The organism is Citrobacter sp. Cb023 (genome assembly GCF_030336805.1).
GTDB lineage: Bacteria > Pseudomonadota > Gammaproteobacteria > Enterobacterales > Enterobacteriaceae > Citrobacter > Citrobacter braakii.
Genome location: NZ_JAOWCV010000034.1, coordinates 231,478 through 252,115, shown reverse-complemented (window position 1 = coordinate 252,115; position 20,638 = coordinate 231,478). Strand labels below are relative to the sequence as shown.

The following is a 20,638-nucleotide window of genomic DNA, read 5'->3' as shown; positions in this document are numbered from 1 at the left end:
CATGGATGTACAAACCCTTTTCGTCGTGTTGGCCTTTCTGCTCATTCCCGTATTTTGTTTTCGCGAAGCATGGAAAGGCTGGCGCTCTGGGGCAGTAGATAAAATTAAAAAGAATGCGCGCGAACCGGTTTACGCTTATCGCAATCAAGAGCCCCTGCAATTTTGGTCTTATGTGCTGGTTTATGCCGGGTGCGGATGTTTATCCTTCGGGATGGTTATTTACTTAGTCTTTTATCGCTAAAGAATTTTCCTTTATATTAGCATTTGAGAATAGCTAATATTTTGATAATAGTTACCATTTCAATGTAAGGGATTAATGCTGCCCGCCAGCATTTCCCTCAGACTATCTTCTATTTGTGAATCCTTTCACAGAATACTCTTCCTGCAGTGCTTAGCCTTAAGAATAGCCTTCACTTTTTATATTTTGTTATTAACGGTTTGCCTTAATTTACTCAAGCATTAAGGAAGAAAATATGCCACAACAAAATTATCTGGATGAGCTCACGCCTGCTTTTACCCCATTATTAGCAATAAAAGAGGCTTCCCGCTGTTTATTATGTCACGACGCCCCCTGTAGTCATGATTGCCCAGCGCAAACAGACCCAGGGAAATTTATTCGCTCTATTTATTTTCGTAATTTTAAAGGCGCTGCCGAAACTATCCGCGAAAATAATGCGCTCGGTGCGGTGTGCGCCCGGGTTTGCCCAACCGAAAAATTATGCCAGCGCGGATGTACGCGCTCAGGAATTGATAAACCTATCGATATTGCACGTCTGCAACGCTTTATTACCGATTTTGAACAGCAGACCGCAATGAAAATCTATCAGCCGGCAACAAAAACGCTCGGCAAGGTAGCTATCATCGGGGCGGGTCCGGCAGGGTTACAGGCCAGCGTAACGCTAAGTAATCTTGGTTATGATGTCACAATCTTCGAAAAACAGGCCCAGCCAGGTGGCTGGTTGCGTTATGGCATTCCTGAGTTTCGTCTGCCGCAAGCAGTTTTGGATCTTGAAATTGCCCGTATCGTTGAAATGGGCGTGACCATCAAGTGCAATTGTGAAGTCGGCAATGCCCTTTCCGTTGAGCAACTCAAAGCAGAATACCGCGCCGTACTGGTTACCGTTGGGATGTCTTACGGTTCAACGTTGCCTCTGTTTGAGAGGGCGAATCACGTAGAAATCGCCGTCGATTTTCTGCAACGAGCCCGGCAATCCAACGGCGATATTACCGTCGCACAAAGTGCATTAATCATCGGAGGTGGCGACGTGGCGATGGATGTCGCCAGTACGTTGAAGCTGCTGGGCTGCCCGTCAGTCACCTGTGTCGCGCGTGAAGAACTCGCCGACTTCCCGGCCAGCGACAAAGAATTCAGCAGCACACAGGCTTTAGGGGTGTCGATAATTGACGGCTTCACGCCCGTGGCGGTTAGCGGAAATCGAGTCACCTTTAAGCACGTACGTCAGCCTGGAGAACTCACGCTTGAAGCCGAACAGATTATTCTCGCCGTCGGCCAACATGCTCAGCTTGATAATTTCGCCATGTTAAAGCCACAGCGCAATCTTATCGATACGCACAATTATCAAACCGCCGATCCGGCTCTGTTTGCTGCGGGCGATATTGTTAAAGGCGATAAAACCGTTGTTTACGCCGTGAAAACGGGAAAAGAAGCCGCTCAGGCCATTCATCACTATTTAGAGGGAGCTTGCTCATGTTAACGAAAGATCTTTCTATTACTTTTTGCGGCGTCAAATTCCCCAACCCGTTCTGCCTCTCTTCCTCTCCGGTGGGCAACTGCTATGAAATGTGCGCCAAAGCCTATGATAGCGGCTGGGGTGGCATTGTTTTTAAAACGATCGGGTTCTTTATTGCTAATGAAGTCTCCCCACGCTTTGACCATCTCACCAAAGAAGATACCGGCTTTATTGGCTTCAAAAACATGGAACAAATTGCCGAGCATCCGCTGGAGGAGAATCTGGCCGCAATTCGTCGGCTGAAACAGGACTACCCGGACAAAGTCCTGATTGCGTCGATTATGGGGGAAAATGAGCAGCAATGGCAGGAACTGGCCCGCCTGGTTGAAGACGCGGGTGCCGACATGATCGAGTGTAACTTCTCGTGCCCGCAAATGACCTCACATGCCATGGGTAGCGATGTCGGGCAAAGCCCTGAGCTGGTTGAAAAGTATTGTCGGGCCGTTAAACGCGGCTCGTCCCTGCCGATGCTGGCGAAAATGACACCGAACATTGGTGATATGTGTGAGGTGGCTCTGGCAGCAAAACACGGAGGTGCCGACGGTATCGCGACCATCAATACGGTTAAATCCATCACGAATATCGACCTGAACCGAAAAATCGGGATGCCGATCGTCAACGGTAAATCCAGTATTTCCGGCTACTCCGGCAAGGCCGTTAAACCTATTGCTTTGCGATTTATCCAACAACTGCGCATGCACCCTGAACTGCGCGATTTCCCGATTAGCGGCATCGGGGGAATTGAGACCTGGGAAGATGCCGCCGAGTTTTTACTGTTAGGCGCGGCCACGCTGCAGGTGACCACCGGGATCATGCAGTATGGCTACCGGATTGTGGAGGACATGACCAGCGGGCTGTCACATTACCTCGCCGATCAAGGGTTTGATTCACTGGAGGAGATGGTTGGTCTTGCCAATGCCAATATCATCCCCGCGGAGGATCTTGACCGTAGCTACATCGTCTACCCGAACATCCATCTTGATAAATGCGTTGGCTGTGGCCGCTGCTACATCTCCTGTTATGACGGCGGACATCAGGCGATGGAATGGAATGAGGAAACCCGCACACCGCATTGCAACACAGAAAAATGTGTGGGATGCCTGTTGTGTGGGCACGTTTGCCCGGTAGCCTGTATTGAGCTGGGTGAGGTGAAATTTAAATCCGGTGAGAAAGAGCATGCGTTAACGTTGTAACGCTGACAAAAAAGCCCGGTACAGATTACGCTGCACCGGGCTTTTTGCGGTATACGATTACTTCTTACGCGCGTACTTCAGTGAGTCCAGCGCGACCGCGAAGATGATAATGCCGCCCTTGATAATGTACTGCCAGTAAGGGTTCACGCCAATGTAGGTCAGACCGTAGTTGATGACGGTGAAGATAATCACACCGGTCACCACGCCAAACACGGTCCCTACCCCGCCGCTGAACGACACGCCGCCAACCACGCACGCCGCAATCGCATCCAGCTCATACATAAAGCCGAGGTTGTTAGTCGCCGAGCCGATACGCCCGGCTTCGAGCAAACCACCGAAGGCATAAAACACGCCAGACAACGCATAGATAATCAGCAGGTTCAGCGCAACGTTGACCCCAGACACTTTCGCGGCTTCAGGGTTTCCGCCGATGGCGAAAATGTTTTTACCGAAGCGGGTCTTGTTCCACAGCACCCAGACAAACGCCACCGCAATCAGCGCATAGAAGGTGATGTAGGAGAGGCGGAAACTACCCAGCGCAATAAAGCCCTGCGCGAAGGTGGAGAATCCGCTGTCAAAGCCAGAAATTGGCGATGCGCCGACAAAGTCGTAGTACAGGGAGTTGATCCCGTAAACGATGATCATCGTACCCAGGGTGGTAATAAACGGCGTCACATTCAGATAAGCAATGATAATACCGTTCACCAGACCGATAATGGCGCCAATCACGCAAACAATCAGCACCACCACGATGATTGGCATTGTAGCCATTTCCGGGAACACCTTGTTGGCGTTCTCCATCGACTGTAGCAAGGTTGCCGCCACGACTGCCGCCAGGCCAACCTGACGTCCCGCCGACAGGTCTGTCCCTTGGGTAACAATCAGCCCGGCCACACCCAATGCGATAATAATACGCACCGAGGATTGCGTCAGAATATTACTCAGGTTCAGTAAGCTTAAGAAAGTGGGATCCTGGAAAATAATAATCGCCAGCAAAACCAAAAGAACAACGTAAATTCCGCCTTCTTTCAGATAAGTAAGAAAACTTTTCTTATTTAACGCACTCATGAGGAGCCCCTAATCTTAAAGGTGCAAAGACGCAAGACGGAGGATTTCGTTTTGCGTTGTTGTTTTAGTGTCAACAATTCCGGCAACGAGACCATTGCTCATCACCAGAATACGATCGGTAATACCTAGCAGCTCCGGCATTTCAGAGGAAATAATAATAATCCCCTTATCCTTTTTCGCGAGTTCGGCAATCAGCTGATAAATTTCAAATTTCGCGCCAACATCGATACCACGCGTGGGTTCATCTAACATCAGGATTTCTGGCTGCGTTAATAACCAGCGACCAATAACCACCTTTTGCTGATTACCACCGGACAGTGAACCGATTTGTGTACGATGGCCCGGCGTTTTCACCCTCATTGAGTCAATTACCCACTGGGTATCACTCTTCATGCGGGAATTATCCAGCAGACCAACTTTATTTTTATAGTTTTGGATATTGGAGATTAACGAGTTAAAACCAATATCCAGATACGCGTAAATACCGGTTGAGCGGCGCTCTTCCGTGACCAGCGCAAAACCATGATTAATGGCCTCATTTGCGCTGTGGTTATTAATCTTTTTGCCGTGTAGCGTAATCGTACCCGATGATTTCTCTCGAATACCAAAAAGCGTTTCAACGATATCGGTACGTTTTGCGCCGACCAGCCCGGCAATCCCGAGAATTTCCCCTTTGTGCAAATCAAACGAGATATCACGAATCGACGGCTGACGCAGCGAGGTCAGGTTACGCACTTGCAGAATGACTTCACCGGGTTTGTTTTCTTTATCCGGAAAACGTTGGTTCAGTGAACGGCCGACCATCATGGAGATGATCTTATCCATATCCAGCCCTTCCAGCGGCTGGGTCGCAATCCACTGACCATCGCGCAGCACGGTAATTTCATCGCATAGCTGGAAGATTTCTTCCATCTTGTGAGAAATATAAACAATACCGCATCCACGCTCTTTCAGCTTACGGATAATGGTAAACAGATGATTAACTTCTTTCTCGGTTAACGATGACGTTGGCTCATCCATGATGACGATTTTTGCGTCATAGGAGAACGCTTTCGCAATTTCAATCATCTGCATTTGAGAAACGGATAATGTACCAACACGCGCACGCGGATCGATATCAATATCCAGCTCATCAAATATCGCTTTGGTATCGCGGTACATTTTATCCTGATCGACAAACATGCCTTTGGTGGGATAGCGTCCCAGCCACATGTTATCCATCACAGAACGTTGTAATACCAGGTTTAATTCCTGGTGTACCATCGAAATACCATTCTCAAGCGCTTCTTTAGCAGAATGAAAATCGATTTCTTTACCCTGAAATAAAATACTACCGGAATCTTTTTGATAGATACCGAAAAGACATTTCAATAATGTTGATTTCCCCGCGCCATTCTCCCCCATTAAGGCATGAATGGAATGTGGGCGGACTTTTAAATTGACATTATCAAGAGCCTTAACGCCGGGGAAGGACTTGTTGATGCCGGTCATTTCCAACAAGTATTCGCCTGACGACTGAGTATGTGTGCTGACCATAATTATACCTTGTTGGCCTTGCAGAGTGCGTTATTAAGGGCGCAATGACATTGCGCCCAAAGACGGAGTATTTACTTATTGGTAAACTCTGCCAGATTATCTTTATCGACACCTACATACGGAACGCGAACAATTTTGTTCTCAATTTTCCAGTTAGTGCCATCTGCCGCACCTTTACCGTCAGCCAGGTTTTTCGCCAGATCGAAGGTGGCTTTCGCCTGGTTGTTGGCGTCGTTCAGCACGGTACCAGCCATTGCGCCAGATTTCACCAGAGCCAGCGCTTCAGGCAGCGCATCCACACCAAATACCGGTACGCTGGTTTTGTTGTGCGCTTTCAGTGCTTCAACTGCGCCCATTGCCATCGCATCGTTGTTTGCGATAACCACTTCGATTTTGTTGGCATTCGGACCGGACATCCACGCATCCATTTTATCTTTTGCCTGAGCGGTATCCCACATTGCAGTATCTAACTGCAGTTGCTCAGTTTTAATGCCTTTATCGTTCAGCTCTTTAATCACGTAAGTGGTACGTGCTTCAGCGTCCGGGTGTCCCGGTTCGCCTTTCAGCAGAACAAACTGAATTTTGCCGTCTTTGTTCAGGTCCCAGTTCGGGTTCGCTGCCCAGTGTTTGGCGATCAAATCCCCCTGAATAATACCGGACTCTTTAGAGTCGGTACCGACGTAAAACGCTTTGTCATAGCTGTCCAGCGCCTTACGAGAAGGTTCTTTGTTAAAGAACACGATCGGTACGTTCTGCCCGCGTGCTTTTTCAATGACCGTGCCTGCCGCTGCCGGGTCAACCAGGTTAATCGCCAGTGCCTTAACGCCTTTTGCCAGCAGCACGTCGATCTGGTCGTTTTGTTTGGACTGGTCGTTCTGCGAGTCATTCATCAGCAGCTGTACATCTGGCGCCGCTTTGGCATCTTTTTCAATAGCCTTACGTACTACAGACATAAAGTTATCGTCATACTTATAGATAGTCACACCAATGCGGGTATCAGCAGCGTGCGCAGCCGCGCCGAATAACATGCTTGCCATTACAGCAGACAGGGTCAACACCTTCTTATTCATGGTATCTCCGGTTTTATTATGCAGGGTAGTACTTGAGATAAATGCTCGGCAGGCAGAACGTTACTGAAGTGTTACTGAACGCCGAAGCTCACTTTTAAAAAATATTTCTTCCGTGTCTGGCAACGCTCCAAAAACAGGCTTTAATTTTTGTTTAAGGCACCTATACCTCGGTGAAAGTGATTATTCACCGTTACATAGTAGTTACAGCGCAACAAACAGTGTCATCATAGCTATCGCATTGTTAATATACTGTGAATTTACTCACATATTGAAAGCGGTTACATCGCGCAACGTTATGAGTTAGTGATCGGTGCCGCATTCTGCCGAAGCGCCACTGAATGACGACGCACCAGCGTCGGCATAAAGCAATGCGTCGCCTCCGGGTCTAACGTGCCTGCAGCCCCCTGTAGCGCAAGCTCCGTCGCCATTTTTGCCATGGAGGCAATGGGATAGCGTACGGTGGTCAGTTGCGGATCGGTGTAACGCGCGATAGGAATATCATCAAAGCCAATGATAGAAAGGTGTAATGGAATAGCGATGCCGTTGTCTTTTAGCGCGGTCAGCGCGCCGGCAGCCATATTGTCGTTATAGGCGAAAACCGCCGTCAGTTGTAAGTTACGTCCCAGCAGTTCTACCATCGCAGACTCTCCGCCCTGCATATCGGGCGAACCGGTGCCGACCCAACTTTCTGCCGCAACAATCCCCTGCTCTTTCAGGGCTGTTAACCACCCTTCTTTGCGCATGGTATCATCTTCAATGCGATGGCTTGACGCCAGATAACCGATGCGTTGATGACCATTATTCAGCAGCATTCGGGTCGCCATTTTGGCACCGCTGATGTTATCCAGGCAGACGCAGCGGTGGGCGTAACCCGGCACCAGACGATTTATCAGCACCATGCCGGGGATCTGATCCATAAACTCGGCGAGTTCCCGATCGCTCAGTGCTTTAGAGTGTACAATCAGTGCGTTACAGCGCTGACGAATCAACACCTCAATGGCATGACGTTCTTTTTCAGCCTCATGGTAGCTGTTGCCAATCAGGACATACTTCTGATGCTGCTGGGCAACCATATCCACGGCTTTTACCAGCGCGCCAAAAAAGGCGTCTGATACATCCATGACCACAACACCAATCGTGTCGCTCACCTGCGTCGCCAGCGCTTGCGCGTTGGCATTAGGTCGATAGCCCAGCAGAGTAACTGCCTTCATTACCGCTTCACGCGTATCGGGACTCACCAGCGCACTGTTATTCAGTACGCGGGAAACGGTCGCTACAGAAACGCCAGACTGTCGTGCCACATCACGTATGGTGATCATATTCACTGCCCTGTTTTAGATTGCGGTTGCCCGCAGACACCCCAGACTGGGTATTTTGTCAGCACAATGAAACGCACTGCGTGAGAGATGTCACAGGAATGAAAGCGCTTACATCCGTTTTGTTAATGAATGTGATCCAGATCGTTATCTGGATGTACGCGGCAATGATGTCCCCGCAGCACGCAGGGTTAATTGACGCCACAGCCATTCCACCGGGCCCTGCCGGTAAAAACGTAGCCATATGACGGAGAAAAGTAGGTTAACGGCCCAAACAGGAATGACGAAATACAGCAGCTCCAGCCGGTCAAATTTCATAAATAAGCCGACCTGGTAAAACAGCGTGGTGCAGATTAAGGTTTGTAACAGATAGTTAGTTAATGCCATGCGCCCCACACAGGCGATGGCAATGACCCATTTTAAGCGGCTAAGCTGCGGCCAGAAGCCGAACATCAGCGCGGCGTAACCGATGGTTTGCAACGGCGCGCCCAGCTCTCGCGGGGCTTGTAGCAAGAAGGCACACCAGCGATATGCCCAGCCCAGATGCCACTGAGCGACGATAGCAGGCAGGTTAATCGCCATCCCGAGAATGACCAGCAGTACACCGGTGCGTCGGTAATGCTGTAAGCTGTACTGCCCTTTTAACCAACCGCTGCGCATCAATGCCGCGCCGAGCAGCATCATCCCCGCCAGTTGCCAGCCGTACTGTGCGCCCAGCGCTAGCAAGCTATTGGACATCATATCCACGCGATTGCTGACGGCTTCCATTCCACCGTTTATTTTCCAGTATTTTTCATACAGCAACGCTGAGGCATCCGGCGTCCAGGCACGACTGGTTTCACTCCCGGAGATTACCCCCAGCAGCAGCAATACGCCAACGCCCACCAGATAAAGCAGTACGCCGGTGTTAAATAAGCTTTTTACCGACGGCGCATCACGGATCAACCGCCAACAAATCAGGCCGATTAAGCCATATGCCAGCAGGATATCGCCATCCCAGAAGAGTAAACCGTGAATAAAACCCAATAGAACCAGCAGCGTAAGCCGCGACTGGATCCAGCGTTTACCGCGCGGGAGCAGCATTTGCAGACCGGCACCGAACAGCAGCGCAAACAACGTGAGGAATTTTACCTGCGCAAAGAGATCGAGCAGCGCCCAGGTCCAGGCGTCGGATAAGGTGATGTTGCCATACCACGCGGGATTGAGGTATGCCGCCTTTGGCAAGCCAAAGGCGCTAATATTGAGAAGCAGGATACCAAGAATGGCGACGCCACGAATAAAATCCAGCGTGACATTACGCTCCATGGTCCCTGCCCTAATCAGTTGTGATGACGTACTGCGCGCAGGAATTCCTGACGCGTGTTCTGGCTGGACTTAAACAATCCGCCAAGAGAAGTGGTCGTGGTCGCACTGGTCGCATCGCGAATGCCGCGCGCTTTCACACAGTAATGTACCGCATCAATCGACACCGCCACATTATTCGTCCCGAGCAGCGTTTGCAGCGCGGTGAGAATTTGCTGGGTGAGACGTTCCTGTACCTGCGGACGCTGTGCGAAAAACTGCACAATGCGGTTAATCTTCGACAGACCAATAACCGAATCTTTCGGGATATACGCCACCGTCGCTTTGCCATCGATAGTAACAAAGTGGTGTTCGCAGGTGCTGGTCAGCGTGATATCGCGGACCGTGACCATCTCGTCCACCTTCATTTTGTTTTCAATGACGGTAATTTTCGGGAAGTTGGCGTAGTCGAGGCCGGAGAAAATCTCATCGACATACATTTTCGCAATGCGATGCGGAGTTTCCATCAAACTGTCATCGCTCAAATCGAGATTGAGCAACTGCATAATCTCGGTCATATGGCCCGAGATAAGACGTTTGCGCGTTTCGTTATCCATCTCTTGCACGGGCGGGCGTAGTGGCGTTTCAAGACCACGCGCGACCAGCGCTTCATGAACCAGGGCCGCTTCTTTACTGAGTGATGACATTTCTTCTTCTCCTGCAGGTGGGGCGCCTCTGCCCTGCATGGGGCAAAGTTTTTAGGCTGTATCACAGCCAGAACATTGTGCGTGAGGCGGCGCACATAATCCAGTATTCACCGCGATAATTATTGAAATTGGCACAGCCTTTCAGCGTAGCGATTTCACTTGTCGTTCTACCCGGTGACGTCGAGTGTTAATGTAAAGTTATATAGATGATGAAGTATGTTTGCTCAATGCGGAAGTGAAAGTTGCTCACAGTGCCATGAATAATCTGTATTATGGTGAGTTCGCAAACATATTCAGGTTCAACACAACAAGGAGCCCCGCATGGAAATGCTTGAAGAGCACCGCTGTTTTGAAGGCTGGCAGCAACGCTGGCGTCACGACTCCGCCACGTTAAATTGCACCATGACCTTCAGTATTTTTCTTCCTCCCCCGCGCGATAACACTCCGCCTCCGGTGCTGTACTGGCTGTCGGGTCTGACATGCAATGATGAAAACTTCACGACTAAAGCCGGCGCACAACGCATCGCGGCTGAGCTGGGCATTGTACTGGTGATGCCGGACACCAGTCCGCGCGGCGAACAGGTTGCCAATGATGATGGCTACGATTTAGGCCAGGGGGCGGGATTTTACCTCAATGCCACCCAACAGCCATGGGCAACGCATTTTCGCATGTATGACTATCTGCGTGATGAGCTGCCGGCACTGATTCAATCGCAGTTTAACGTCAGCGATCGCTGCGCCATCAGTGGACACTCCATGGGCGGTCACGGCGCATTGATTATGGCGCTGAAAAATCCCGGGAAATACACCAGCATTTCCGCCTTTGCGCCGATCGTAAATCCTTGCCGCGTTCCGTGGGGGGAGAAGGCTTTTAGCGCGTATCTGGGTGAAGATAAATCACATTGGGCCGCGTGGGACAGCTGCGAGTTAATGTTGGCCAGCAAGCCCGCAGACGCGATTCCGACGCTTATTGATCAGGGAGACAGCGATCAGTTTCTCGCCGATCAGCTGCAACCCGCGGTACTAGCCGAAACGGCCCGTCAAACCGCATGGCCAATGACGCTACGCATCCAGCCAGGTTACGACCATAGCTATTACTTTATTGCGTCGTTTATTGAGGATCACCTGCGCTTCCATGCCCAGTATTTGTTGAAGTAACGCCTGAGTGAGGGCGCCAGCCCTCTTCATTTCTCCATCATTCCTTCACTTTTTCTCCTTTTTTCTTTCCCCACTATCCTATTGATTTAAAAAGCATTACCCTCAAAACAAGATCAAACACAAATGATTTCGATTATCATTTGTGTTTACAAACATTCATACTTTTGTACAATCCATTCGCTTCTTTACAGACAAGAGTCCTTAAAAGACAAATACATACAATTGTCATGGCCTTTCACATGACGCGCTGATCGTTACCCTAAATAATTCGAGTTGTATGAACGCGCGTAGCCACGCATCTGCAACTTGAAGTATGCCGGGTAAATTCATTTAAATGGAATGATACAAATGACTATACCTCACGTTAAGGCTGTAGCTGCCGCAGTATGCGTCGCCAGTCTCCCATCACTCGGGCATGCCGCTGAACAAGACACCGTGGTGGTTACCGCCACCGGCTTCGAACAGAAAATTCAGGACGCTCCCGCTTCGATATCTGTTATTACCAAGCAGCAGATTGAGGACAAAGCCTATCGCGATGTTACCGATGCGCTAAAAGATGTCCCTGGCGTCGTCGTCACCGGCGGGGGTAGCAGCAGCGATATCAGTATTCGTGGTATGGCTTCGCAATACACGCTCTTCCTGGTCAACGGTAAACGCATCAGCACACGCGGCACACGTCCTAACAGCGACAACTCAGGTATTGAGCAAGGTTGGCTGCCGCCGCTGGAATCCATCGAGCGTATCGAGGTAATCCGTGGCCCAATGTCATCTCTGTACGGCTCCGATGCGATGGGCGGCGTCATTAACGTCATCACCAAGAAAGTGTCGAATACCAAAGCCTGGACCGGCTCTCTGCACGGCGATGCCACTTTCCAGGAAGACAGAGACTCCGGCGATATTTATCAGACCAACGCCTATGCGTCTGGGCCACTGATTGACGGATTACTCGGCGCAAAAGTGACCGGATTATTCTCTCATCGGGCAGAGGACAAAATCCTCAATGGCTACAATGAACAGCGTATGCGTAACGGGGGCTTAACCCTGAACTTTACGCCAGATGATAAAAATGACATCGACTTCGATTACGCACGTGAACTGCAGGATCGCGACAGTACGCCAGGCAAATCCATGGCCGAGGAAAGCTGCCGCAACGGAAGCTGCAAGCCCAACAGTAAAAGCGAAAACAAGTATGTGCACACAACGTATTCACTAACCCACAGCGGTTATTACGACGACTTCAACTCCACCAGCTATGTCCAGCAGGAAGAGACCGAAAACCCAGGTCGCCAGATGAAGTCCTACAACACGATTTTCAATAACCAGAACCAGGTCTTCCTTGGGGCGCACACCCTGACGTTGGGCGGGCAATACCGTTATGAAAAACTGAGTGATAACGGCAACCAGCTGCAAGCTGCTGATGGACTGAACAAACTGACCCGCTGGAGCTGGGCGCTGTTTGCTGAAGATGAGTGGGCCGTTACCGATACCTTCACGCTGACTGGCGGTCTGCGTATGGATAAAGATGAAAACTACGGCGACAACTGGACGCCGCGCGGTTATGGCGTATGGCATCTGAGCGATCAATGGACCTTAAAAGGCGGCGTTTCAGCGGGCTATCGCGCACCGGATCTGCGCCAGTCGTCTGCCAGTTGGGGACAGGTCACCGGCGGCGGTAGACTGAACGGAATCATTGTCGGCAACCCGGACCTGAAGCCGGAGAAAAGCCTCAGCGAAGAGATCGGTTTACTGTGGGATAACGGCAACGATCTCAACGCGGGCGTCACGCTGTTCAATACTGACTTCAAAGACAAAATCACCGAAGTGCGCCGCTGTAACAGCAGCTCCGATCCGGCCTGTACCATCGGCAATACCCACTATGACTTCGTCAGCGATCGCGTTAACGTCGATAAAGCCAATATGCGCGGCGTAGAATCCACTTTCGGCTGGAAGATGACTTCCGACATCAACTGGACGGCGAATTACACTTACACGGAATCTGAACAGAAAAGCGGTCAGTTCTCCGGTCAGCCATTGAACAAAATGCCAAAGCATATGTTCAACACCACGCTGGACTGGCAGGCCACGCAGGATCTCGGTTTCTGGAGCCGTCTGAATCTGCGCGGGAAAACGTCTGAATACCTGAGCCGTACCTCCATGGCGCAGGGCACCCCATCCTATACTCAGGTCGATGTTGGTTTGCGCTATTATGCAAACAAAGATCTGCTGATGACCGCTGGCGTGTATAACGTGCTGGATAAGCAAATCGATTACGATACCTACGACACTGTTCTCGATGGTCGTCGTTACACGGTTGGCCTGACTTACAGCTTCTAAGTCTGGCGCAATAAAAAAACCCCGGCACTCATCATGCCGGGGTTTTTGTTATGCTTTTTATACTGTTATTTCTTCACGCGATCCGGGAATTTCATTTCGCTGTAACGAACAAAATGAGTTCCTTTCGCCAGCTTATAGCCAAACCAGATAATCAGGAACAGCGGGATACCGATATAGGTTGCCATCACGCCGCCCCAGTCAATGCTATCTTTCAGGAACGCTTCGTAGTTCTGGCCCAGAGTGATAATCAGGCACAGCACAAAGGCGAAGATCGGACCCAGTGGGAAGAAGCCAGAACGGTACGGCAGATCCTTCACATCGCGCCCCTGCAGCACATAACCGCGACGGAAACGATAGTGGCTAATAGCGATCCCCAGCCAGGCGATAAAGCCCGTCATCCCGGAGGTGTTCAGCAGCCAGAGGTACACGGTCTGGTTACCAAACATCGAGGTCAGGAAACACAGCCCCGCCACCACAGTCGTCGCATACAGCGCGTTACGCGGTACGCCGCCACGAGACAGTTTGCCGAAAATACGCGGCGCTTTACCGTCGCATGCCAGGGTGTAAAGCATACGCGTGGAGGCATACATCCCGGAGTTACCCGCTGACAGTACCGCCGTCAGGATAACCGCGTTCATTACTGCTGCGGCTGACAGCAGACCCGCATGCTGGAATACCAACGTGAACGGGCTAACGCTGATGTCTTTCACATCGTTGCGCAGCAGGCTCGGATCGGTGTACGGGATAATCAGGCTGATAATCAAAATCGCGAACACATAGAACAGCAGGATTCGCCAAAACACCTGACGCACCGCACGTGGAATGTTCTTTTCAGGATCTTCAGATTCGCCTGCCGCGATACCGATCAGCTCAGTTCCCTGGAAGGAGAAGCCGACGATCATCGCCACGCCAATCATAGCGGCAAAACCCCCGGCAAACGGTGCATCACCGGTCGTCCAGTTGCTCCAGCCCACTGGCTGAGTGCCTTTGAAGATACCGAAAATCATCATCACGCCAACCACGATGAAGATAATTACAGTGGTAACTTTGATCAGCGAGAACCAGTATTCCGCTTCACCAAATCCGCGAACGGAAATGTAGTTCAGCAGGAAGATAACGCCGAGGAACAGTGCGCTCCAGATCCAGCCCGGCGTGTCCGGGAACCACCAGCTCATCACCAGTTGTGCGGCCACCAGGTCAACGGCAATCGTTACCGCCCAGTTGTACCAGTAGTTCCAGCCCAGCGCGAAACCAAAGCCTTCTTCTACGTAGTTTTGACCGTAAGTGGAGAACGAGCCGGAAACCGGCATATAGGCAGCCAGCTCACCGAGGCTGGTCATCAGGAAGTACACCATCAGACCGATCAGGATATAAGAGAACAACGCGCCGCCAGGACCCGCCGCAGAAATAGTTGCACCAGATGCAACGAAAAGACCTGTACCGATGGAGCCTCCAATGGCAATCATCGTCAGGTGACGCGCCTTCAGTTCACGACGTAGCGTGGGCGCTTCTGTGGTTTTAGTTTCGGAAACCATGTGAAAATGCTATCCATCCAAAAAATGAGGCGCGATTGTAGCAGACGAAATGGCATTCTTCCGGCACAAATGCGCTGTTATAAGAGACCTTCATGACTGGCCGCGGATTATAAGTAAAGCAGAAAACGGGCGGCACAAGGCGGTTAAGACGTAACAGCCATTATGGATAGGGTGGCCTGACGAGAGTTAGCGCGCTATTCGCCCTACTCAACCTGGTCGCTGTAATATAAAAAACGCGTAATGGCATTGGAGATATGTTTTTGCCGGTGATGAACGCGCCAGAGAGTGCGCACTAAACGCGGCAGTGGCACGGTAACTTCGCTCAGCGTCCCTGCCTGTAACTGCTCCGCAATGACCCGACGCGACAAACAGCTGATCCCGAGACCATGGCGCACCGCATGCTTAATGGCCTCGGAGTTCCCCAACTCCATCGCCATCTGAAATCTTGGCAGATGAGACAACAGCAGGTAATCCACCAGTTCACGCGTACCCGATCCTCGCTCACGCAAGATCCACGGCGAAGCAGCCAGCTGTTCCAGCGTAACGGGCCCCTTTGTGAGCGGTGACGACGGTGCGGCAAACACCACCAGTTCGTCCTCCAGCCACGGTTCAGAGATGATTTCCGTACTGTGACACGGCCCTTCAATCAGCCCGATGTCTACCCGAAAATCCAGCACCGCATTGATCACGTCCTGGCTGTTGCCCACGCTAAGCTCCAGCGGCAAATCGGGGAAGTCCTGGCGATAACGAGCGATCATGGCGGGCAGAATATAATTACCGATGGTGCTACTGGCATAGACCCGAATGGCGCCATTATCTTTGCGAAAAAGCTGTTCGATTTCGGTCGTTTGCTCAAGTAACGCCAGTGCGCGCGGATAAAGCAAGCGTCCGTGTTCGTTAACCACTAGCCGTTTGCCGACACGGTCAAATAGTTGCACGCCAAGTTGCCCTTCCAGATCGGTAAGCGCCGCACTCACCGCCGACTGCGACAATGCCAGCATGACAGATGCCTGGGTCGTTGAGCCGCTTTTTAGTACCTCAGCAAACACTTCAAGTTGTCGCAGGGTGATATGCATAGTCGTTTTCCACCGGATAGCCGTTACTTATACCCTAAATAATTCGAGTTGCAGGAAGGCGGCAAGAGAGAGCATCCCCCGGAGCGTACTTAAGTACGTGACTGGGGTGAACGAGCGCAGCCAACGCACATGCAACTTGAAGTATCACGGATATACCACTTATATAGATTAATTATAAATATATAATCAATTTTATTTTTAAACCACTTCGCCTTACTCTTTTACCCAGATAAAGGAGAAGGATATGACAGAACTCACCTTACAGACTCATCGTCGTACAGCGTGGCATTTTATTCCGGGGCTTGCCCTGAGTGCAGTTATCACTGGGGTCGCCTTATGGGGAGGATCCATTCCCGCCGTCGCAGGTGCCGGGTTCAGCGCCCTCACCTTAGCCATCTTATTGGGGATGATTCTCGGCAACACCGTCTATCCGCACATCTGGAAAAGCTGTGACGGCGGCGTGCTGTTCGCGAAACAACATTTATTACGTCTGGGGATTATCCTCTACGGTTTCCGCCTCACCTTCGCGCAAATTGCTGACGTCGGCGTCAGCGGTATCGTGATTGATGTGTTAACGCTAAGCAGTACCTTTATGATTGCCTGTTTCCTGGGGCAGAAAGTATTTGGTCTGGACCGTCACACCAGCTGGCTGATTGGCGCGGGTAGCAGCATTTGTGGTGCCGCCGCCGTGCTGGCAACCGAACCAGTGGTGAAAGCAGAAGCCAGTAAAGTGACCGTCGCTGTCGCCACCGTGGTTATCTTCGGTACTATCGCTATCTTCCTGTATCCGGCGATGTATCCGTTGCTTTCACACTGGTTTAGCCCAGAAACCTACGGCATTTACATTGGCTCCACCATGCATGAAGTTGCACAGGTTGTGGCTGCCGGGCACGCCATTAGCCCGGATGCGGAAAACGCCGCGGTTATTGCCAAAATGCTGCGCGTCATGATGCTGGCACCGTTCCTTATCCTCCTGGCCGCACGCGTTAAACAACTGTCTCCGGCCACGGGCGGTGAGAAGAGCAAAATAACCATTCCATGGTTTGCCATCCTGTTCATTGTGGTCGCAATTTTTAACTCGTTCCACCTGCTGCCACAGTCAGTAGTGAACATGCTGGTAACGCTGGACACCATTTTGCTGGCAATGGCGATGGCTGCCCTGGGGCTGACCACGCACGTTAGCGCGCTGAAAAAAGCCGGTGCCAAACCGTTACTGATGGCCCTGCTGCTGTTTGTCTGGCTGATTGTGGGTGGCGGTGCGATTAACGTCGCTATCCACGCGCTGATGGCATAAACGATCACGACTCACCTCTATTAACCCGCTATACTCTCCCTTTTTGTATTTGAGTATGGCGGGTTAAATTTATGAAATATATCGGAGCGCACGTAAGCGCCGCTGGCGGTCTGGCTAACGCCGCTATTCGAGCCGCAGAAATCGAAGCGACCGCATTCGCCCTGTTCACCAAAAATCAGCGCCAGTGGCGTGCCGCGCCGCTGACCACCGAAATCATTGATGATTTTAAATCTGCCTGCGAGAAGTATCATTATACTGCCGCCCAGATCCTGCCTCACGACAGTTACCTGATTAACCTCGGTCATCCGGTTAGCGATGCGCTGGAAAAATCACGTGATGCGTTTATAGATGAAATGCAGCGCTGTGAACTGCTGGGCTTATCCTTGCTGAACTTTCACCCGGGCAGCCATTTGATGCAGATCCCGGAAGATGAGTGTCTGGCGCGCATTGCCGAATCCATCAACATCGCCCTTGCTCAGACCCAGGGCGTTACGGCAGTTATCGAAAATACCGCCGGACAAGGCAGCAACCTTGGATTTAAGTTTGAGCACCTTGCCGCCATTATCGACGGCGTCGAAGATAAGTCCCGCGTCGGCGTCTGTATTGATACCTGCCATGCCTTCGCGGCCGGTTACGATTTGCGCTCCGTCGAGGAATGCGAAAAGACGTTTGCGGAATTTGAACGTATTGTCGGCTTCAGGTACCTACGCGGTATGCACCTGAACGACGCCAAGAGCGCATTTGGCAGTCGAGTTGACCGTCACCACAGCTTAGGTGAAGGCAATATTGGCCACGATGCCTTCCGTTGGATCATGCAGGACAATCGTTTTGACGGCATTCCGCTGGTGCTGGAAACGATTAATCCGGATATCTGGGCAGAAGAGATTGCCTGGCTGAAAGCCCAGCAAACAGAAAAAGCGGTGGCATAAGCATGAACGACAGGGAAAAGCAGATCCTTAAGATCCTGCGTCGCAATCCGTTGATTCAGCAGAATGAAATCGCCGATATTTTGCAGATCAGCCGTTCACGCGTCGCTGCGCATATTATGGATTTGATGCGTAAAGGCATGATCAAAGGTAAAGGTTATATCCTTACCGAACAGGATTATTGCGTGGTTGTCGGGGCGATCAATATGGATATTCGTGGTGTTGCTGACATCCACTATCCTCAGGCTGCCTCTAACCCTGGTAGCATTCACTGCTCGGCAGGCGGCGTGGGACGTAACATCGCCCACAACCTGGCGCTGCTGGGCCGTGACGTCCACTTAATTTCCGCTGTTGGCAGTGATTTCTATGGCGAAACATTGCTGGAACAAACGCGTCAGGCCGGTGTTAACGTTTCCAGTTGCATACGCCTGCATGGACATAACACCTCAACTTACCTGTCGATCGCTAATCAGCAGGAAGAGACCGTACTGGCAATTAACGATACCCATATCCTGCAACAATTGACGCCGCAGTTACTGAACAGTTCGCGAGATTTGATCCGCCATTCCGGTGTCGTACTGGCAGATTGCAATCTGACTGCCGAAGCCATTGAGTGGGTCTTTACTATTGCTGATGATATTCCGGTATTCATTGACACCGTTTCAGAGTTCAAAGCGGCAAAAATGAAGACCTGGTTTACGCGTATTCATACGCTAAAACCAACGCAGAAAGAGCTGGCGATTTTGTGGGGTCAACCTATTCATTCAGATGCCGATCGCGTACTGGCCGTTAATAGTCTCCATCAGCAAGGGGTAAAACGAATCTTTGTTTGCCTGGAAGATGAATCCGTTTTTTGCAGCGAAAAGGACGGAGAACAGTTTTTACTGACGCCTCCTGAGCATACGGTTGTAGACAGTTTTGGCGCCGACGATGCTTTTATGGCGGGATTGCTGTACAGCTTTCTGGAAGGTAGTGAATTTCGTGAAAGCGCTCACTTTGCCATGGCCTGCGCGGCATTATCGCGAGCCAGCGTCAGCATCAACAACCCAACCCTCTCAGCAGATAACGCCTTGTATTTGCTGCAAACTGCTTAAATGTAATGCCGGATGGCGCTACGCGTATCCGGCATTATTTTCGCTATGCCAGCCCAATAAAGAAACCGGCTATAGTGGCGCTCATCAGGTTTGACAGCGTTGCTGCTGCCAGCGCGCGCATGCCAAGCTGCGCGATTTCCGGGGCACGCTGTGGCGCTATCGCCGAAAATGCCCCGACGACAACGCCAATCGAACCAAAGTTAGCGAAACCGCACAGCGCAAACGAGATAATCGCAATGGTCTTCACATCCAGCGTTCCACCCGTTTGCAGATACGGCGAGAAGTTGAGATAAGCGACAAACTCATTAATCGCCAGCTTCTGTCCGATCAAGCTGCCTGCCAGCGTCGCATCGCTCCAGTCCACACCCATAATCCACGCCAGCGGGGCTAGCGCATAGCCAAAGATCCCTTCCAGAGTGGCGTGACCAAAGCCAAACCACCCACCAATTCCGCCAATAATGCCGTTAATCAGCGCGATAATGGCGACAAATGCCATTACGACCGTCGCCACGCCAGCAGCAATTTTCAGCCCGGTCATCGCTCCGCTCGCCGCTGCTTCGATGATGCTTTTCGGTGGCGTTTCAGTAAATGACAGGTTCTCAAAGGTGACGCGAGATTCTTCAGTTGCCGGACTCAGCATACGCGCGAACAAAATACCGCCAGGAATTGCCATCAACGATGCCGCCAGCAAATAGTCAATCGGAACGCCCATTCCGGCGTAACCAATCATCATTGAGCCAGCAATCGAGGCCATCCCACTACAAATAGCGGTAAACAGCTCATTGCGATTCAGGCGGTCAATAAACGGCTTCACGATCGCCGGGATCTCGTTTTGCCCGAGGAAAATCGTCGTTACGGCGACAAATGACTCGATCTTACTGATGTTCAGCGCTTTCTGGAAAATACCGCCGAGGATGCGGATCAACAGCCCCATCACGCCAATGTAGTAGAGAAGACTGATCAGTGCGGTCACAAAAATGATGGCCGGAAGCACCCGAAAAGCGAAGATAAACCCGGCTCCGTCAAACAGCACATCCATTTTTGGCCCAACCAGGGAGCCAAAGATAAATGCGCTTCCCGCGTCACTGTATGACATCACCTTGTGGACACCGAGCGCAGCCTGTTCAACCAGCCATTTTCCCGGCGGGAAGTACAGCATAATGCCGCCGATTGCGATTTGCAGTACCAGTGCAGCCCCGACCGTGCGCAGACTTATACGTTTTTTATTTACTGACAGCAGAAACGCGATGGCCAGTAATACCACCATACCCACAACACTTCTCATTATATCCATAATGA

17 protein-coding genes are annotated in these 20,638 nt (G+C 51.1%); 8 read left to right on the top strand and 9 right to left on the bottom strand.

Annotation, left to right across the window (positions count from 1 at the left end):
- Window position 1: 1 nt before the first annotated feature.
- From OGW44_RS11420 to preA, 3 genes are all read left to right on the top strand, one after another.
- Window positions 2-241, top strand: coding sequence for a DUF2542 family protein (locus OGW44_RS11420; RefSeq protein ID WP_016153715.1), 240 nt, complete (start codon window positions 2-4; stop codon window positions 239-241).
- A gap of 232 nt (window positions 242-473) precedes the next feature.
- Window positions 474-1,715: an NAD(P)-dependent oxidoreductase gene (locus OGW44_RS11415; protein ID WP_185654861.1), complete on the top strand. Its 1,242-nt coding sequence runs from the start codon at window positions 474-476 to the stop codon at window positions 1,713-1,715.
- Window positions 1,709-2,944: an NAD-dependent dihydropyrimidine dehydrogenase subunit PreA gene (preA, locus tag OGW44_RS11410; RefSeq protein WP_019077224.1), complete on the top strand. Its 1,236-nt coding sequence runs from the start codon at window positions 1,709-1,711 to the stop codon at window positions 2,942-2,944. The genes OGW44_RS11415 and preA overlap by 7 nt, the downstream gene beginning before the upstream one ends.
- A gap of 57 nt (window positions 2,945-3,001) precedes the next feature.
- Here preA and mglC read toward each other — a convergent pair whose 3' ends face one another.
- From mglC to folE, 6 genes are all read right to left on the bottom strand, one after another.
- A complete protein-coding gene (mglC, locus tag OGW44_RS11405; protein ID WP_003027393.1) occupies window positions 3,002-4,012 on the bottom strand; it encodes a galactose/methyl galactoside ABC transporter permease MglC in 1,011 nt (336 codons plus the stop codon).
- Window positions 4,013-4,027: 15 nt separating this feature from the next.
- On the bottom strand, window positions 4,028-5,548 hold the full coding sequence (gene mglA / locus OGW44_RS11400; RefSeq protein WP_016153718.1) for a galactose/methyl galactoside ABC transporter ATP-binding protein MglA: 1,521 nt from the start codon (window positions 5,546-5,548) through the stop codon (window positions 4,028-4,030).
- Window positions 5,549-5,619: 71 nt separating this feature from the next.
- Window positions 5,620-6,618, bottom strand: coding sequence for a galactose/glucose ABC transporter substrate-binding protein MglB (gene mglB / locus OGW44_RS11395; RefSeq protein WP_016153719.1), 999 nt, complete (start codon window positions 6,616-6,618; stop codon window positions 5,620-5,622).
- Window positions 6,619-6,911: 293 nt separating this feature from the next.
- Entirely contained in the window at window positions 6,912-7,937 is a 1,026-nt protein-coding gene (gene galS / locus OGW44_RS11390) for an HTH-type transcriptional regulator GalS (RefSeq protein WP_016153720.1), read from the bottom strand.
- Window positions 7,938-8,081: 144 nt separating this feature from the next.
- Window positions 8,082-9,239 (bottom strand): DUF418 domain-containing protein YeiB, encoded by a 1,158-nt coding sequence (gene yeiB, locus OGW44_RS11385; protein ID WP_053388824.1) that lies wholly within the window; start codon window positions 9,237-9,239, stop codon window positions 8,082-8,084.
- A 14-nt stretch (window positions 9,240-9,253) separates the two neighbouring features.
- Window positions 9,254-9,922, bottom strand: coding sequence for a GTP cyclohydrolase I FolE (gene folE / locus OGW44_RS11380; protein ID WP_003027410.1), 669 nt, complete (start codon window positions 9,920-9,922; stop codon window positions 9,254-9,256).
- Between the two features lie 321 nt (window positions 9,923-10,243).
- Between folE and fghA the strand changes: the two genes are divergently transcribed.
- Both fghA and OGW44_RS11370 read left to right on the top strand, forming a co-directional pair.
- Window positions 10,244-11,080: an S-formylglutathione hydrolase gene (fghA, locus tag OGW44_RS11375; RefSeq protein ID WP_181599084.1), complete on the top strand. Its 837-nt coding sequence runs from the start codon at window positions 10,244-10,246 to the stop codon at window positions 11,078-11,080.
- Window positions 11,081-11,428: 348 nt separating this feature from the next.
- Entirely contained in the window at window positions 11,429-13,414 is a 1,986-nt protein-coding gene (locus OGW44_RS11370) for a ligand-gated channel protein (RefSeq protein ID WP_016156980.1), read from the top strand.
- A 65-nt stretch (window positions 13,415-13,479) separates the two neighbouring features.
- On the opposite strand, the gene lysP is transcribed toward OGW44_RS11370, so the two are convergent.
- Window positions 13,480-14,949 carry a lysine-specific permease gene (lysP, locus tag OGW44_RS11365; protein ID WP_047500979.1) on the bottom strand — a complete coding sequence of 490 codons (1,470 nt, stop codon included), beginning with the start codon at window positions 14,947-14,949 and terminating at the stop codon, window positions 13,480-13,482.
- Window positions 14,950-15,152: 203 nt separating this feature from the next.
- Complete coding sequence (yieE, locus tag OGW44_RS11360) at window positions 15,153-16,025, bottom strand: DNA-binding transcriptional regulator YeiE (RefSeq protein ID WP_016153725.1); 873 nt, start codon at window positions 16,023-16,025, stop codon at window positions 15,153-15,155.
- 244 nt (window positions 16,026-16,269) lie between these two features.
- Here yieE and OGW44_RS11355 point away from each other — a divergent pair, with 244 nt between their 5' ends.
- The 3 genes from OGW44_RS11355 to OGW44_RS11345 all read left to right on the top strand — a co-directional run bounded on the left by OGW44_RS11355 (window position 16,270) and on the right by OGW44_RS11345 (window position 19,339).
- Window positions 16,270-17,319: a YeiH family protein gene (locus OGW44_RS11355; RefSeq protein WP_016153726.1), complete on the top strand. Its 1,050-nt coding sequence runs from the start codon at window positions 16,270-16,272 to the stop codon at window positions 17,317-17,319.
- A 71-nt stretch (window positions 17,320-17,390) separates the two neighbouring features.
- Entirely contained in the window at window positions 17,391-18,248 is an 858-nt protein-coding gene (nfo, locus tag OGW44_RS11350) for a deoxyribonuclease IV (protein ID WP_046275457.1), read from the top strand.
- A gap of 2 nt (window positions 18,249-18,250) precedes the next feature.
- Window positions 18,251-19,339 (top strand): sugar kinase, encoded by a 1,089-nt coding sequence (locus tag OGW44_RS11345; RefSeq protein WP_047416236.1) that lies wholly within the window; start codon window positions 18,251-18,253, stop codon window positions 19,337-19,339.
- Window positions 19,340-19,382: 43 nt separating this feature from the next.
- Here OGW44_RS11345 and OGW44_RS11340 read toward each other — a convergent pair whose 3' ends face one another.
- A complete protein-coding gene (locus tag OGW44_RS11340) occupies window positions 19,383-20,633 on the bottom strand; it encodes a NupC/NupG family nucleoside CNT transporter (RefSeq protein WP_003027431.1) in 1,251 nt (416 codons plus the stop codon).
- Window positions 20,634-20,638: the final 5 nt, after the last annotated feature.